Source organism: Flavobacterium sp. HSC-61S13 (assembly GCF_024171535.1).
Lineage (GTDB): Bacteria > Bacteroidota > Bacteroidia > Flavobacteriales > Flavobacteriaceae > Flavobacterium.
This window is the reverse complement of the sequence record NZ_JALJZV010000002.1, coordinates 92,838-109,813: the sequence shown is the minus strand read 5'-3', so window position 1 is coordinate 109,813 and position 16,976 is coordinate 92,838. Positions and strand designations below refer to the sequence as shown.

Here is a 16,976-nt window from a genome sequence, read left to right as displayed (position 1 = left end):
ATTGCCTCGAATTAGGAGGTGGCCTCTTTTTGTACCTAGTTTGCTGTGTTTGACAAACGGCTGTTGCAATACCCACCGGTTCGTATAACACAAGAGTATTAGTGAGGTCTTTGTATGATATTTGTACTGTCTTTGTAAGTGATTTGTATGATTCTTATTAAATATTTAATATACCGGTTGTTTGATTGTGCTCTATTTGTATTGTATTTGTATAGTGTTTGTATCTTATTTGTAAAGTGCTGACTTTACGGCATTTTTTTAATCTTTAGCCAAAAAAAGCGAGGCCCAAAAACGGACCTCGCATAAGTAGTACAACTACAAAGACTCTGTGGTTGTATTATATTTTATAGGTAAAAGACAGGGTGGCAATTCGGCTGTCTAAGCTGTAATTTTTCCGAATGGTTGAGGTAGGCATCTGTGAAATAACTTCGTAGTTACGCGTTCTTAATACATCGGTTACCGACAGTTTTATACTGCCTTTTTCATTTAGAATTTGCTTGGATAAACCGAGCGTTAAATCAAAATAAGCGGCTCTTTCAAATAGTCCAATATTGGACTGGGCATGGTATTGACCGTTGGCCTCGGCTTGAAAACCCGTTGTGATTTGAAAGGCATTTTGTGAACTTATCGTAAAAGTAGCTTTGTTGGTATCTATCGGTAAATCTTTATAATCTCCGCGATAGCGGTTTTCAAAAACATTAAATAAATTACTCATCGACCACCAAGAGAAAAGCTTAACAGAGCTGGTGATGTTGATGCCATAGTTGTAGGATTTATCCAAGTTTTTCTGCGTAGATGCCGTGGTATTGGTTGCGGGGTCGTAATCAAATACTTCGGTCATGACGTCGTTGGTTTGGCTAAAATACAAAGAACTCATCAGCCAATTTCTCCAGCTGTATCCGAGTTCGACAGAATGTGTTATTTCTGGAATAAGATCGGAATTACCATACCAGTAATTAAAAGGATCATCGTAAAATCGAAACGGATTCAAATCAAAGTGGCTGGGACGATTAATTCGTTTGCTGTATGAACTGTGAAGTGAATTTTGCTCGTTCAATTGATATTTTAGCGATACACTAGGGAAGAATTTTATATAGTCATCGGTGTTGTTTTGTTTTAAAGTGCGCTGTTCCCCATCGATGGAGGTGTACTCCATACGTATACCGGTTTGAAATTGGAACTTAGTAGCGGCAAATTTATAATTGACATAACCCGCGTGAATTTGTTCTTTAAATACAAAGTGATTGGTGGCACTTGGGTCTATAATCCAACTTTCATTTTCTTGAAATTCGTAAGTAGACGGGTTGTCGTTTGATTTTATACTTGATTTCCAGCCGATTTCCATCGTATTTTTGATATTCCATGGAACAACCATATCAACGGTAGCATCCCAAACTTCTAAGGATGATGGGATCTTACCCCGTCTATCTCGCAACTCTACAGTCGATTCGGGGTCGATTTGCAGGTAGTTGGCCTGTTGAAGTTGGTTCGAATTAAAGGTGTTGTTCTTGTATTGAATGTCGAAATTCAATAGCGTACCTTTTTCATTAAATTGATGACGACCGTTGATACTATACGTAAGGTCATTCCAGAATTCTTTATTGTGATTACGGGTTAAAGCATCGGTTAATAATAAATGTGTTCCATTGTATAGGCTGTTTCTGCCGTGTACGCGATCTTGATACCGTCCGAGTTTTGCATCAACTAAAAAACCGATATTGGTTTTGCTGTTTAGGGCGTAGTCTGCACCAATTTTAAAATTGTTTGACGTTAGCGGCTCATCGGTAGTATTGTGCTGTAAAGTATGTCGCTCTAGGATCGAAGGTTGCGCTGGGTTGTAAAAATCTTGTTTGAACGTTTTGCGTTCTTCTTCTCCTCTAAAAGTGTAACTATAATCGCCAAAAACACTAAAACGGGCTTCGGAATAATTTAAACTAAACCCAGAATTGGTTCTGTTTTTTCGTCCGCGTCCGTAATTGGAAAATACCGTACCGCTTAGCCCTTCTAGTTGTGCCGTTTTTAAAACAATATTTACGATACCGGCATTACCAGCTGCATCGTATTTAGCCGACGGATTGGTGATTACTTCAATGTGTTTAACGGCACTCGAAGTGGTTGATTTTAATAGATTGGCCAAGTCTTTCTGCGAGAGGTAGGTCATCTTACCATTAATCATTACACTAACTCCGCTTTTGCCGCGTAGCGATATGTCGCCATCTTGTCCGACCACAACTCCGGGAGCACGGGCCAACAAATCGAGGACATTACTTCCTTCGGATAAAACACTGTTTTCAACATTAAAAATCATCTTATCGGATTTTTGACTAAACAGTGGCTGCTTTGCCGAAATAATGACCTCACCAAGTTGTGTAGTATGCAGGGCTACAATACTGTCTAATTGTGCTTCTGTTTGGCCGTAACCATAGGTCGTCAAAAGCGTTAAGGCAACTATAAATTTATTTTTCATGATGCTGCGTTCTAATTGGTTTTCTTTTTTTCTTTTTTCTACCCCACCAAACTAGAAATCCGGTGATGGGCAATGATGCACAAATAAGGCTGGATACAAAGGCTAAAATTTTACCGCCAAACCCGAGGATGCCACCAACATGTATGTCGTAATTGGCACCGACCACTTTTTCAGCCAGTGTCTGGTCTTGGTAGGGTCTGTTAAACAATAGATCCCCCGAATGTTCGTCAAATATTAATAAGTGATTGTCGTAATAGGTAAATGGGGAGTTCTTGATGTAAATACTTAAATTATCGTGATGGTGATCGCTTTGGGAATGATCCTCTAAGTCCAATCCGAAAGAAGCTGCATCGGGATAATAGTGGCGTACTTTTTCTATAATTTCTTCAATGGTTTGTGGTGTTTCTAATGATTCGGGTGCGGTGGTTTTATATTGATCAAAATTGGGATAATCTGCGGTCCCTCCAGAGAGCAACATATAAATGCCGGTAGTTAGAACACGAAATGACAAACATAAGCCTGTAAGGGCTACAATCATCGCAATAAGCGAGGTGTAAAAGCCGAGTATATTGTGTAAATCGTAGTTTTTTCGCTTCCAACCTTTGATGTTTTTCCAGCGGAACCAAATTCGCTGTTTGGTGGCCTTTTTATTTTTTGGCCACCACAATACAATACCTGTAATCAACATCAATGTGAAAATAATGGTAGCTATTCCTACTACTAAACTGCCAACACCGCCATTGAGCAACAGCGATCGATGTAAAATCATCGTAAAAAAGAAGAGGTTTTCTCGGATGTTATAAACGCCCAGAACTTCACCGGTATATTGATTTACATAGGCATTTTTGTAAATTAAATAGGTGTCGAAATAATTCCAACCCTTGCGATTGGTTTTGTGAAAACCAAATTGATAGGATTGATTTTTATCGATCGGTATAGTAACTTCGTCTGAAGATACTTCTTCTTGAACATAGGCATTAACGATACGTTGCAACTCCTGTACCGGTAGCGGTTTTTTATTTTCGATGTTTTGCTCGCCATGATAAATTACATGACGTCTGGTAAAATGCGTGATATCTTCATTAAAAACATAAATCGCACCCGTAATCGATACGATAAATACGATAATTCCGGAGAGTAAACCCAACCAGAGGTGAAGTTGACCCAATATTTTTTTTGCACGTTGTTTCCACGTGGGTTTTGATTTCCTCGACATGATGTAGTTGGTCTTAATTTGACGGATAACCTAAGGCTATAGCTTGACTTAAATAAGTTTGCGCTTTTTCTTTTTGATGGATCTGATGAAAATATTCGTATAGGGAATAATGGGCTTGTGGACTGTTTGGAAAGCTTTGGAGGTTTTGTTCGAGGTAGCCAAGAGCTTGTTCCACCTGGCCTGTGCGCATCAAATAACGAGCAACTTTCTCGATATAGATTTCCGTGGGAAGAAATGGAAAGTTCAAATCTTCGCTCAGTTTTTTGTAAGAATTTTTAATCAAGTCGGGCTGCGCAGCTACTGCCTTGATATTGATTTGATGGCCCTTAAAAACATAGCGCAAACCATCTAAATTGCCAATAATCGGTATGCTTCCGTGATCTTCATTTTCATATTGTTGAAATTGCCAGTTTAAATTTTGGAATTTACCGTTATCCAACAATGCTTTAAATTTTTTGTTGGATGTAAAATGATCGTTGAGTTCCGTATTATTAAACGGTTCTCCGGCTTGAGTTAGATAGAGCTTTCGCTTTAATAAGTCGGTTGTATCTCTTGCTTCAAATTGTTTTAAAACAAGCTGATTGTCATACCAAATGCTCGGATCGTGTACCAGGTAAGCATCAAACATTTTGGTGTGATGCAGCAGTATATTTAAAGCAGTAATACCACCAAAGGAATGACCGATTAGTATTTTATAGTTTTCAGTGCGGTAGTGACCATCCACCCATGGGAACAGTTCTTGTTGTATAAAAGAGATAAAAGCCTCATTGCCACCGGAGTTTTTAGTGTCTAGTTGTTTGGTTTTTTTATCGATTATAGGGGTGGGAGTTAAGTCTCGGGAGCGGTTGGTATTGACGATACCTACTACAATCATTTCAGGAACATAGGCATAGGGCCCCTGCGAAAGTTTTTCGATAAATCCCGTCAGATAGTGAAAATTAGTCTCGCTATCTAGTAAATAGATAACGGGATAGTCGGCCTTTTGAATCTTTGAATTTTGGTAGGATGGGGGAAGATAAATTTGTAGGCTTCGATTTTCATGGAGTATCTTGGACTGTAGTTCACGGGTTTCTCCAATCGCAATTTTATCTTGCGCACTAGTTAAATTGTGGGATAGTAAAAGTACAAGAAGCCAGTTAAAATAGGTTTTCTTAAGGGGGAACATGATGCTTTTATTTAGGGGGAAATGATTAATAAAGATGCAAATATAATCATTATTCATAATTAGTCTAAATAAAAGCAAAATAAAAACTAAAAAAATAAGGACCCCGATTAGAGGTCCTTATAAGTTATTTTGAAGTCGGTTTTCGACTAGTTTTCCATATATGCTTCGATAGGAGCACAAGAACAAACTAAGTTTCTATCTCCGTATGCGTCGTCAATACGACGAACACTAGGCCAGAATTTATTGTCTACTACGTGTTCTATTGGGTAGGCAGCCTTTTCTCTTGAATAAGGTAGATCCCAGTTATCAGCAGTTAGCAAAGCCAAAGTGTGCGGAGCGTTTTTCAATTCGTTTACCGGATTCTCTGCTGTTGCGTTGGCAATTTCTTTACGAATAGAAATCATCGCATCACAGAAACGGTCTAATTCCTCAACGCTTTCACTTTCTGTTGGTTCAATCATAAGTGTTCCAGCTACAGGGAAAGATACCGTTGGTGCATGGAAACCATAATCGATTAAACGCTTTGCGATATCGGTTACTTCAATGCCATTTTGTTTAAATGGACGACAGTCTACGATCATTTCGTGAGCGGCTCTTCCTTTTTCACCCGTATAAAGAATGTCGTAATGACCTTCTAAACGGGCTTTCATATAATTGGCATTTAAAATAGCTTGTTCTGTTACTTTTTTCAAACCGTCAGCACCTAACATCACGATATAACCGTAAGATATCAGGCAAACCAATGCCGAACCATAAGGAGCCGAAGAGATAGAAGTAATTGCATTTTCGCCTCCGGTTTTCACCAAAGGATTTGATGGTAAAAATTGAACTAAATGTGGTGCTACACAAATTGGTCCAACTCCTGGTCCACCTCCACCATGTGGAATAGCGAAAGTTTTATGTAAGTTTAAGTGACAAACGTCAGCTCCGATATTGGCTGGATTTGTCATGGCAACTTGGGCATTCATGTTGGCACCGTCCATATAAACTTGACCGCCATTTTGATGAATGATGTTTGTTATTTCGGTAATAGCACTTTCATAAACTCCATGAGTAGATGGGTAGGTTACCATTAAACAAGATAAATTGTCTTTGTGTAGTTCCGCTTTAGCTTTTAAATCTTCCACATCAATATTACCCTCTTCCGTAGTTTTAGTTACTACAACTTTCATTCCTGCCATCGCAGCAGAAGCTGGGTTGGTTCCGTGAGCAGAAGCTGGAATTAAAGCGATGTTTCTCTGGAAATCTCCATTGGCATGGTGGTAAGCACGGATGGCCATTAAACCGGCGTATTCTCCTTGTGCACCAGAATTTGGTTGTAAAGAGGTACCTGCAAATCCTGTAATCACATTCAATTGCTCTTCTAAAGCTTTTAACATGGTCATATAACCTTCTGCTTGGTCGGCAGGTGCAAACGGGTGAATGTTGTTCCACTGTGGATTGCTTAAAGGAAGCATCTCAGCTGCGGCATTCAACTTCATCGTACAAGAACCCAAAGAGATCATCGATTGATTTAAAGCCAAATCTTTGCGCTCTAATCTTTTGATATAACGCATTAATTGCGTTTCAGAATGGTGACTATTAAACACATCATGTTGTAAAAACGGTGTGTTTCTAGCTAGTCTTTCTGCAAAATGAACGCCAGTTTCGATTTCGGTGATCTTAAAGAAATCCTTATCCGCAACTTCCGCAAAAATCTCAACAATCGTATTGATGTCGCTTAGATTTGCCGTTTCGTTTAACGAGATCGAAAGCGTTTGTTCGTCGATATAATTAAAGTTGACACTGTAATGTTCTGCAATGGCACGAACTTTAGCAGAATTGGCTTCGATCAAAATCGTATCAAAGAAATCGCTGTTCTTTTGTTTAAAGCCTAATTTCTCTAAAGCTTTAGCAACGGTTACTGCTTTGGTGTGAACCTCATTGGCGATAAACTCCAATCCTTTAGGACCGTGGTAAACCGCATACATTCCCGCCATAACAGCCAATAATACTTGAGCTGTACAGATATTAGAAGTCGCTCTTTCGCGTTTGATATGTTGCTCTCTGGTTTGTAAAGCCATACGAAGTGCACGGTTTCCATCCGCATCTTGAGAAACCCCAATGATACGTCCTGGCATACTGCGTTTGTGCTCTTCCTTAGTTGCGAAGAATCCTGCATGAGGTCCTCCAAATCCTAGTGGAATACCAAAACGTTGTGTAGTTCCTACAACAACATCAGCACCCATTTCTCCAGGAGATTTTAAAGTTACTAAAGATAAAATATCTGCAGCAACCGCAACTTTAATGTCTTTGGATTTGGCAATATGGATAAAGTCTGTGTAATCATAAACTTGACCGTATTTACCTGGATATTGTAATATAGCTCCAAAATAAGCTTCTGAGAAATCAAAAGTTTCGTGATTACCAACTACTAATTCAATTCCAATTGGCGTTGAACGGGTTTGTAAAATCGAAAGCGTTTGAGGAAGTATAGCTTCTGAAACAAAAAATTTGTTTGCGTTGTTTTTCTTTTGGTCACGGGTTCTTACATCAAATAAAAGAGCCATAGCCTCTGCAGCTGCAGTTCCTTCATCCAATAGTGAAGCATTGGCAATTTCCATTCCCGATAATTCTATAACCGTAGTTTGAAAATTTAAAAGCGCTTCCAAACGACCTTGGGCAATCTCCGCTTGATATGGAGTATATGCGGTATACCATCCTGGATTTTCAAAAATATTTCTTTGAATAGCCGCAGGCACAACTGCTTCGTGATATCCCATTCCGATATAAGTACGAAACACCTTATTTTTATTACCCAATGCTTGAATATGAGCCAAATACTCATACTCTGTCATAGCAGGGTCTAATTGTAAGTCTTGTTTTAACCGAATATTGTCTGGGAAGGTTTCGTATATCAGTTGTTCTATGTTGTCAACTTGAACAGTTTTTAACATATGTTCCAAATCCGCCGGTCTTGGACCAATGTGTCTTAAAGCAAATGCATTTTTTTTCATTCTACTATTATAAAAGATAAGTTGTGTTTAAGCATACAAAAATAACCATAAATCCGATATTTTTACCGAATATAGAACCTAATTTTAAAAATGTACTTAAATTACAGCTTCATACAGAAGTCTCCCTATGAATAACTCATTCCGAACTGCTTTCAACCTCTACCTCAATGGGAGTGTACATGTTTCGTTGGCCGTGTTTTCACTGGTTCAAATGACGTTTTATTTTTGTGATATTCCATTTGACGCAGTCGTATCCGCTCTTGCTTTTTTTGGGACACTTTTTTCCTATAATTTTATTAAATATGCCGAAACGGTTTATAAGTTAAAAGGCGTGTTTTCAAAAAACATGAAAGCGATAATTGCGATGAGTCTCATTGCTTTGACGATTGCGGGTTTTAGTTTTTTTATGCTGCAATTTAATGCACAGCTCGTTACTTTAGGACTGTTGTTACTGTGCTTGTTATATGCCATACCGATCTATCCGAAAATTCCAAATTTACGAAATTGGGCAGGTATTAAAATCTATATTGTATCGTTTTGTTGGGCTGGTGTCACACTGATTGTACCGATAGTTAATGCCGGATTAGCATTGACACAGGATATTGGAATCAAGTTTTTGCAACGTTTCTTTTTGGTGTTGATCTTGATTTTGATCTTTGAAATCGTCGATTTGCAATTTGATGATAAAAAGTTAAAAACCGTACCTCAGACTTTGGGAATGGAAAAAACCAAAAGACTGATACTCTTATTGTTGATTCCATTTTATTTTTTAGAGTTTTTTAAACTGGGGTTTCAGTCTATACAAGCATGGAATAATTTGGTCATCGTAGCTTTGGTGTTATTTTTTACATGGAAGGCTTCGCCAAAACAAACCAAATATTTTACCCTCTTTTGGGTAGAAAGTGTTCCGATAGTTTGGTGGTTATTGGTAGTTGGCGAGAAATTTTTTAGCTAAGTCTAAAAAAGGTATATTTGTATTTCTAAAATAAATAATAAAATGATACAACTGGTTAATGAAATCCAAACTCAGGCAAATGTCGTTTATGTCCTGGGCACGGAACAAAATACACTTGAATTTCCTAATATGGAATGGCTTTCTACTTTTGTAGAAGAATTCTTAAAGTCAAAAAAAGAAAGTGATTTCGTTAAAATGAGCAATCAATATTTCTTTTTTGTAAAAGAAAACGCTGATTTAGAGAAAATGCGACTTGCTGGATATGCGATACGCACCCAATTGGATGTTAAAGCAGATAATTTAACTGTAGTCGGTAATACCGATGCCGTTCTAGCATTGACAGAAGGTATAGCTTTGTCAAACTATCAGTTTTTAAAATATTTCAAAGATGCAGCAGAGAAAACCTATGCCTTAAAACAGATTCAGTTAAAAGGTGCTTTTGACGCTAAAATAATCAGTGATTTAAACCACACTATTAAAGCGGTGTATTGGGCTAGAACGATGGTTAACGAGCCCGTTAGTTTTTTGACTGCGGAACAATTGGCCAAAGAAATTGAATTATTAGGTCAGGAAGCTCATTTCGACGTAAAGGTATTGGATAAGGCAAAAATTGAAGACCTGAAAATGGGTGGATTAATTGCTGTAAACAAGGGGTCGATTGATCCTCCGACTTTCACGATTATGGAATATAAACCAGTCAATGCTATCAATTCAAAACCGGTGGTTTTAGTTGGTAAAGGGGTGGTGTATGACACGGGAGGTTTGAGTTTAAAGCCGACACCGAGTTCTATGGATTTGATGAAATCGGATATGGGTGGTGCAGCTTGTATGGCGGGTACTATCTATGCGGCGGCTTTAAATAAAATGAATGTACATATCATCGGTTTGATTCCTGCAACGGATAATAGACCCGGTGGAAACGCTTACACACCTGGTGATGTAATTACCATGTATGACGGTACCACAGTAGAAGTTTTGAATACCGATGCTGAAGGACGTATGATTTTAGGTGATGCTATTGCCTATGCCAATCAATACGAGCCCGAATTGATTATTGATGCTGCAACACTTACTGGAGCAGCCTTAATGGTGGCGGGAGACCGTGCTTCGTGCCTTATGGGTAATGCAAGCGATGCCGTTTTAGCAGCTTTAGTAAAATCTGGATTTGCCGTACACGAACGTTTGGCTTTATTGCCTTTCTGGGATGATTACAAAGAACAAGTAAAGTCCTCCATTGCCGACTTAAAAAATATTGGTGGTCGTAATGCAGGAACCATTACTGCAGGTAAGTTTTTAGAGCATTTTGCTAAATATCCGTATGTTCATATCGATATTGCAGGACCTGCTTTTACAGAAGCTCCACAGAATTATAGAGGACATGGCGGAACCGGAACCGGAATTCGTACTTTAGTGCACTTCTTGGCTCAGTACAAAGGAGTTTAAACGGTTTTTTATCGAGAATTATATATGTAAAGCAGCCCTTTGGGGCTGCTTTTTTTGTTTATTAGCGAATGGGCGAATGGGCGCATTCGCGTATCAGCTTAATAAGTATCTTCGAATCAGGAGTAATTACTTGTTGTTTTTTGATTAAATTTGAAGTAAACGATTCAATTTTATGGAACTCTATTATACCTTTTCCGTTTTTATAGTATTGGCATCTTGGTTTGCCTATTTGAATTTGCGCTTTCTAAAATTACCCACAACTATTGGAATAATGGTTATTGCCGTGTTGGTATCCATAGGTATTCGACTGCTTGGCGATCAACTTTTTCCAGATGCAACTCGAGATTTTTTTAAGTTGATCAGCCAATTTGATTTTGACGAGGTGTTGATGGGCGCCATGTTGAATTTTTTGTTGTTTGCCGGTGCGTTACATATCAATATCGCCGATTTACGAGAACATCGGGTAGCTATTATGTTATACTCTACCGTCAGCGTCGTCTTATCCGCTTTTTTTATAGCGGCCATTTTGTTTTATATCTGTCCTTTATTTGGGGTCAGTATTCCGTTTATATATTGTTTGTTATTTGGAACACTTATTTCACCAACGGATCCTATAGTGGTCTTAAGTGTTTTAAAGCAGGTAAAAGTTCCCAAATCAATAGAGACAAAGATTACAGGAGAATCACTATTTAACGATGGGGTTGCCGTAGTTATGTTTGCCGTAGTATTGAAATTAGCGATCAGTGATGAGGTAAGCATTACTTTTTTGTCTGTATCTAAATTCTTTGCGCAAGAGGTTATTGGCGGGGTCTTGGTCGGATTGATACTGGGATATTCTGCATCTCATGTGATGAAAAAAATAGACGATTATAAAGTGACCGTATTGATTACATTAGCCTTGGTTATGGGTGGGTTTTTACTAACAAAAACCCTGCATGTGTCAAGTCCGCTTGCCATGGTCATTGCAGGACTCGTTATTGGCAATTACGGGAAAAAGGTGGCGATGAACGACGAAACTCAGGATTATCTCACGAAGTTTTGGGAGTTAATTGATGAAATTCTAAATGCTATTCTTTTTATGTTTATCGGATTTGAATTGTTGTTATTACCCGATATTGAAAAACATATCTGGTTGGCACTAATTACGATAATAGTTGTTTTATTCTCGAGGATGTTATCGATTTTAATTCCCTATAGAGTTTTTTCGAGAAATAGAATTTATACGAAGGGATCCTTAATTGTGTTGGTTTGGGGAGGGATTCGTGGTGGAGTTTCGATTGCTCTGGTATTATCGTTGCCTTATAACGAATACAAAGAAATGCTGTTGGAGATCACTTATATCGTGGTGTTGTTTTCGATTGTTGTACAAGGACTTTCCATTGGAAAGGTAGCCAAGGCAGTATTGAAAGATGAAAGTAATGAAAAGAGTCTCGAAGACGCTACCCCGAAATAGTGGAATTATAAACTTCTTGGGGATAATAATAGCCTGTATGTACGCTGCGGTACACGTGATAAATAGAAAAAATCCATACTTATTTGTATATGATAACCGATCCTAAAGAAAGTGGTTACTTATAAAAATAAATATGGATTATTAGTGCATTGGAGTGAGAATATATTGTAGATAGAAATTCTCTCCCGATAACTACTCAATGGATTCCATTTGAATTTGACCCATATACTCTATACCGTCTTTGATAAAGGGTTCTTTAACGATATTGATTTTCTTGATCTGCTCTGTGGAGAGTTTATCGAGTTCTGCCTTACTGACCAATTGATCATTTAAGATATAAGCGATTTTATCTTTAGATTTTCTTGGTTCACTGTTCTTTTTTTCGACTCTAGGCCTTTCTTGTGCAAATCCGAGCATAGGTAGTGCAAGTAGTGCTGTTAAAATTAATTTTTTCATACTGAGATGGTTAATGGGTTTATATTGATAAATTATTATCCAAAACAGTGCCAGTTTTCAACAGATTTTATTTTTACATTATTTTTTTTTATTCGGGGTCTAGGCTAAGGGAAATGTGTGGTATGGGCATAAGATAAATGGATTCTTTACTTTTAGGTTTGAAAAGCCGAGGTATTTTTACTAATTTGCTCCTTTAAAATCTCACCTTTTAAAAATGCACCCTATGTTTAGCTATGTTACAAGGAATAAAAGCGTTAGATGGCTGACGTTTGGTATAATTATTTTGTCTACTTCAGCAGTTTGTGCACAACAACAAGATCCAATCGTCGATGCTATCGTAAAAGAAGGCCAGCAAAACTCACAATTAGAGCAATATGCTTTTGAATTGATGGATGTTATTGGCCCTCGTTTAGTGGGAACACCTCAAATGAAGCAAGCTCATGATTGGGTGGTAGATCAATACCTCAAAATGGGGATAAATGCACGCAATGAGGAATATGGAGAATGGAGAGCATGGCAGAGAGGCGTGACGCAGGTGGAGATGACAGCGCCGCGTTTAAAATCTTTGGAAGCCATACAGTTGGCATGGAATCCTTCAACGGGTGATAAGGGTATAGAAGCCGAGGTCATTGTATTGCCTTTTGTCGATAATAGTATTGCCTTTCAAAAATGGCTACCCAATGCAAAAGGGAAAATTATACTGATATCGATGCTTCAGCCAACCGGTCGATCGGAAGAACAATGGAAGGAATATGCAACACCGGCCTCTTTGGCGAAAATACAAGACCTGAAAAAAAGTCAGACCGAGTCGTGGAATCAGCGAATCGCGAATACGGGTTATGACATAAAGACGCTGCCTAAAATATTGGAAGATGCAGGAGCAGTCGGTATAGTATCGTCCTTTTGGACGGGGATTATGGGAGCTAATCGTATCTTTGAAGCTTTTACAACAAAGATTCCTACCATTGATATCGCTTTGGAGGATTACGGAACCTTGTATCGTTTGGCGGAAAAGGGAATCAAGCCTAAGATCAAAATTAAGACAATTTCAAAAAACCTAGGTAAGACCAAAACATACAATACTATTGCGGAAATTAAGGGTACTGAAAAGCCTGACGAATATGTTGTTTTATCAGCCCACTTGGATAGTTGGGATGGAGGCACAGGAGCTACTGATAATGGAACGGGTATTATTGTTATGATGGAAGCCGCTCGGATATTAAAAAAAGTACTACCTCATAACAAACGAACTATTTTAATTGGAAATTGGGGAAGTGAAGAGCAAGGGCTAAACGGTTCTCGAGCATTTGTAGAAGATCATCCAGAGTTGCATGACAAAATTCAAGTCGTCTTTAATCAGGATAATGGAACGGGTAGAATAGTCAATTTAAACGGACAAGGATTTCTACATGCCTATGATTTCTTAGGAAAGTGGCTTTATGATGTACCAGATGATTACAAAAAAGATTTAAAATCGACATTTCCCGGATCACCATCGTCAGGTGGTTCTGATCACGTTTCTTTTGTAAGTGCAGACATACCTGCTTTTATGTTGGGAGCTTTGAGCTGGGGTTATGGAAACCACACTTGGCATACCAATAGAGATACCTATGATAAAATCGTATTTGATGAGGTTCGTAACAATGCGATTCTAATTGCAATATTGGCCTATAAAGCCAGTCAAGAAGAGGAGTTGGTATCGCGTCAAAAAATCAACTTGCCCAAGAGCAGCGATGGCAAGACTATAGAATGGCCTGCTCAAAAAAGTCCGAAAAGAACTGGAGGACTGAACAATTAGTTGTATTTATACTAGTTTCAAATTAGAAGAGATCGGCACGCAAGTGTCGGTCTTTTTGCTTTTATAACAAATGCGTAAAAAAGGTGTAACTTTGGATTTAATCTAATTTACAAATTAATTTTGAGTACAACAGCTAAGGGAGCACAGGTTCATATTAGATGTTCACAATGCGGAACCTTTAATGTGAATAGTGAAAATTGCGAAAATTGTGGTGCTTTGCTTTCCGTTGTCAAGCAACGTGAATTGGTGCGTCAAGAACAGTTTAAAGAAGTGCGGAAACGCGAAGCAGAAAAAGGACCTTCCAAAATAGAATTACAGATCAAGAAAATGCAAAACCACCGATTTTGGTTGGTTCGTGCTGTTTTTGAAGTGGTTTATATCGGTTGGGTTATTGCGATGGCGGTTGGCGGTTTTATCGCGTGGGTAATAGCGGCAATTGTAGCATGAGAATATTGTTAAACAGATATTTTTTAGGCTTGTTAGTCTTGGGGGCTTGTATATACTTCTTACAGAGGTTTGAGGTAGAACTGCCTACTTTTATTCAGAATTACGTCAATGACTTGTTGGTGATGCCTTTGGTTTTGTGGATTGTTTTGGCGGTATTAGTTCAGATAAAGGGAGCAGAGGCGCAACTTTCATGGATGACGGCTTGGTCTTTATTTGTTTATTACAGTGTTTTTTTTGAATACTATTTGCCCACAGTGAATATTCGATATACCTCCGACTTATACGATGTGTTTTGTTATTTTATAGGAACTATGGTCTTCATGTTTTTATACAAAAAAGGCTGTATCAAGATTTGAAACAGCCTTTTTTCGGTTTATTTGTGCGAATTGACGAGTTGCCTATAGTAATCCAGCTCTTTTTAATAAGGCTTCCGGATTAGGTTCTTGTCCTCTGAATTTTTTATAAAGGGTCATAGGGTGTTCGGTACCGCCTTTGGATAAAATATTTTCCTTGAATTTCAAGGCTATTTCACTATTGAAAATTCCGTGTTGTTTAAAGTATGCAAAAGCATCGGCATCGAGTACTTCGGCCCATTTATAACTGTAGTAACCCGATGAGTAGCCTCCTTGAAATATATGGGAAAAAGATGTGCTCATCGCATTTTCTGCTACGTCTGGATAGAGTTGCGTATCGGCGAATTGTTCGGTTTCAAAAGCTTTTAGATTTGTTATTTCAGTGGGGTCCTGACCGTGCCATGCCATATCTAATAGTCCAAAGCTTATTTGACGTAGTGTAGCCATTCCCTCTTGGAAACTAGCACTTTCTTTTATTTTTTCGATTAAGTCCATAGGTAGAACTTCTCCGGTTTTATAATGTTTGGCAAACAATTCCAAGGCTTCTTTTTCATAACACCAGTTTTCCATGATTTGACTTGGTAGCTCTACAAAATCCCAATACACATTTGTACCTGAAAGACTCGGATAAACCGTATCGGCAAGCATACCGTGTAGGGCATGACCAAATTCGTGAAATAGGGTAGTTACCTCATTAAAAGTTAATAGAGAAGGTTTAGTAGCTGTTGGTTTGGTAAAGTTGCAAACAATAGAGATATGCGGACGTTGATCCGATCCATTTAAAATGTACTGCGATTTAAAGGAAGTCATCCAAGCACCGTTGCGTTTGCTCTTTCTCGGGAAAAAGTCAGTATAGAAAATAGCGATTAAGCGGTTATTTGCATCAGTCACCTCAAAGGTTTGAACATCTTCATGATATTTTTCGATAGTAAAAACTTCTTTAAAGCGAAGTTGATACAAACGATGAGCTACTTCAAAAGCACCGTTTAAAACCTTTTCAAGTTGAAAGTAAGGTTTTAGAATTTCATCGTCTAGATTAAAACGTTGTTGTTTTAATTTTTCGGAATAATAGGCGCCATCCCATTTTTCCAAATGGTCAATCTGATCTAATTCACGGGCGAAATCAAGGAGTTCTGTAAATTCTTTTTTTGCGGCGGGTGCGGCTTTTTTCAACAGGTCGTTTAGGAACTCAAAAACCCGTGCTGGATTTTGTGCCATGCGCTCTTCCAATACAAAATGGGCATGGGTTTTATAACCCAACACATTGGCGCGTTCATGACGTAGTTTAGCGATCTTTAAGACGTTTTCTTCGTTGTTGAATTCATTGTTTTGAAAAGCTTTTCTACCGGCAGCTATAGCCAATTCTTTTCGTAATTTTCTATTGTCTGCATAGGTAACAAAAGGTAAATAACTCGGGAAGTCCAAAGTAAATATCCAGCCTTCTAAATTTTGAGATTCAGCCAATGAACGGGCTTCTTCAATGGCACCTTCTGGTAGTCCGGCCAAGTCGGCTTCGTTGGTTAAATGCAATTGGTAACTGTTCGTTTCGCTCAATACATTTTCGCCAAACTTTAACGACAATATTGAAAGGGAGCTGTCAATTTCGCGTAATCGGTTCTTTTGTTCTTCTTTTAACAAAGCACCATTGCGCACAAAACTCAAATAGTTTTTAGTCAAAAGCATGTCTTGCTCCGGTGTTAAGGTCAAAGTATCTTTGATATCGTAAACGGCTTTAACTCGTTTGAAAAGTCCTTCGTTTAAAGTGATGTCGTTTCCCAATGCCGAAAGTTTTGGTGCAATTTCCTGTGCAATCTCTTGTAATTCGTCACTGGTTTCAGCGGAATTCAGATTAAAGAAAATATTGGATATTCGATCCAATTCCATACCTGAAAAAGCTAATGCTTCCAAAGTGTTTTCAAATGTAGCGGCATCTTTATTAGCAGCAATATGGTCAATCTCTTGACGTGTCGCTACAATAGCTTTTTCAAAAGCGGGGAGGTAATCGGAGTTTTTTATTTGAGTAAACGGAGCGGTATCGTGAACCGTTTGAAATTTTGAATTTAATAAAGTCATTGTAAAGAAGATTTATAAAAACATAAAATTACGAATTTTTTCGGTGCTTTTGGATGGGAATAGGTAATATAACCAGAGTTACTGCGTGACGTGTGTGAAAATAAAAATGTTAAATATTTTGGTTGTTTATTCTGTGTTATTTATTTTTAGATAA

General features: G+C 38.2%; 12 protein-coding genes. 6 read left to right on the top strand and 6 right to left on the bottom strand.

What is annotated here, in order from left to right; genetic code table 11:
• Positions 1 to 337: 337 nt before the first annotated feature.
• The 4 genes from L1275_RS02845 to gcvP all read right to left on the bottom strand — a co-directional run bounded on the left by L1275_RS02845 (position 338) and on the right by gcvP (position 7,784).
• On the bottom strand, positions 338 to 2,467 hold the full coding sequence (locus tag L1275_RS02845) for an outer membrane beta-barrel family protein (RefSeq protein WP_253469456.1): 2,130 nt from the start codon (positions 2,465 to 2,467) through the stop codon (positions 338 to 340).
• On the bottom strand, positions 2,457 to 3,683 hold the full coding sequence (locus tag L1275_RS02840) for a PepSY domain-containing protein (RefSeq protein WP_253469453.1): 1,227 nt from the start codon (positions 3,681 to 3,683) through the stop codon (positions 2,457 to 2,459). Before L1275_RS02840 ends, L1275_RS02845 begins: the two co-directional genes overlap by 11 nt.
• Before the next feature lie 13 nt (positions 3,684 to 3,696).
• On the bottom strand, positions 3,697 to 4,848 hold the full coding sequence (locus L1275_RS02835) for an alpha/beta hydrolase-fold protein (protein ID WP_253469450.1): 1,152 nt from the start codon (positions 4,846 to 4,848) through the stop codon (positions 3,697 to 3,699).
• Between the two features lie 146 nt (positions 4,849 to 4,994).
• On the bottom strand, positions 4,995 to 7,784 hold the full coding sequence (gcvP, locus tag L1275_RS02830; protein WP_371923416.1) for an aminomethyl-transferring glycine dehydrogenase: 2,790 nt from the start codon (positions 7,782 to 7,784) through the stop codon (positions 4,995 to 4,997).
• A 187-nt stretch (positions 7,785 to 7,971) separates the two neighbouring features.
• Between gcvP and L1275_RS02825 the strand changes: the two genes are divergently transcribed.
• The 3 genes from L1275_RS02825 (at position 7,972) to L1275_RS02815 (ending at position 11,695) form a co-directional block, all read left to right on the top strand.
• A complete protein-coding gene (locus L1275_RS02825) occupies positions 7,972 to 8,799 on the top strand; it encodes a hypothetical protein (RefSeq protein ID WP_253469444.1) in 828 nt (275 codons plus the stop codon).
• 42 nt (positions 8,800 to 8,841) lie between these two features.
• Entirely contained in the window at positions 8,842 to 10,242 is a 1,401-nt protein-coding gene (locus L1275_RS02820) for a M17 family metallopeptidase (RefSeq protein WP_253469441.1), read from the top strand.
• A 172-nt stretch (positions 10,243 to 10,414) separates the two neighbouring features.
• Positions 10,415 to 11,695 (top strand): sodium:proton antiporter, encoded by a 1,281-nt coding sequence (locus tag L1275_RS02815; RefSeq protein ID WP_253469438.1) that lies wholly within the window; start codon positions 10,415 to 10,417, stop codon positions 11,693 to 11,695.
• Between the two features lie 192 nt (positions 11,696 to 11,887).
• Here the strand turns inward: L1275_RS02815 and L1275_RS02810 are convergent, their stop codons facing one another.
• A complete protein-coding gene (locus L1275_RS02810) occupies positions 11,888 to 12,151 on the bottom strand; it encodes a hypothetical protein (protein ID WP_253469425.1) in 264 nt (87 codons plus the stop codon).
• A gap of 223 nt (positions 12,152 to 12,374) precedes the next feature.
• Here L1275_RS02810 and L1275_RS02805 point away from each other — a divergent pair, with 223 nt between their 5' ends.
• The 3 genes from L1275_RS02805 to L1275_RS02795 all read left to right on the top strand — a co-directional run bounded on the left by L1275_RS02805 (position 12,375) and on the right by L1275_RS02795 (position 14,752).
• On the top strand, positions 12,375 to 13,949 hold the full coding sequence (locus L1275_RS02805) for a M20/M25/M40 family metallo-hydrolase (protein WP_253469423.1): 1,575 nt from the start codon (positions 12,375 to 12,377) through the stop codon (positions 13,947 to 13,949).
• A 120-nt stretch (positions 13,950 to 14,069) separates the two neighbouring features.
• Entirely contained in the window at positions 14,070 to 14,396 is a 327-nt protein-coding gene (locus L1275_RS02800; protein ID WP_253469421.1) for a hypothetical protein, read from the top strand.
• The gene (locus L1275_RS02795) at positions 14,393 to 14,752 is read left to right on the top strand and encodes a hypothetical protein (RefSeq protein ID WP_253469418.1); all 360 of its coding nucleotides are present in this window, start codon (positions 14,393 to 14,395) and stop codon (positions 14,750 to 14,752) included. Before L1275_RS02800 ends, L1275_RS02795 begins: the two co-directional genes overlap by 4 nt.
• 42 nt (positions 14,753 to 14,794) lie before the next feature.
• Here L1275_RS02795 and L1275_RS02790 read toward each other — a convergent pair whose 3' ends face one another.
• Positions 14,795 to 16,822: a M3 family metallopeptidase gene (locus L1275_RS02790; protein ID WP_253469416.1), complete on the bottom strand. Its 2,028-nt coding sequence runs from the start codon at positions 16,820 to 16,822 to the stop codon at positions 14,795 to 14,797.
• Between the last annotated feature and the right edge of the window lie 154 nt (positions 16,823 to 16,976).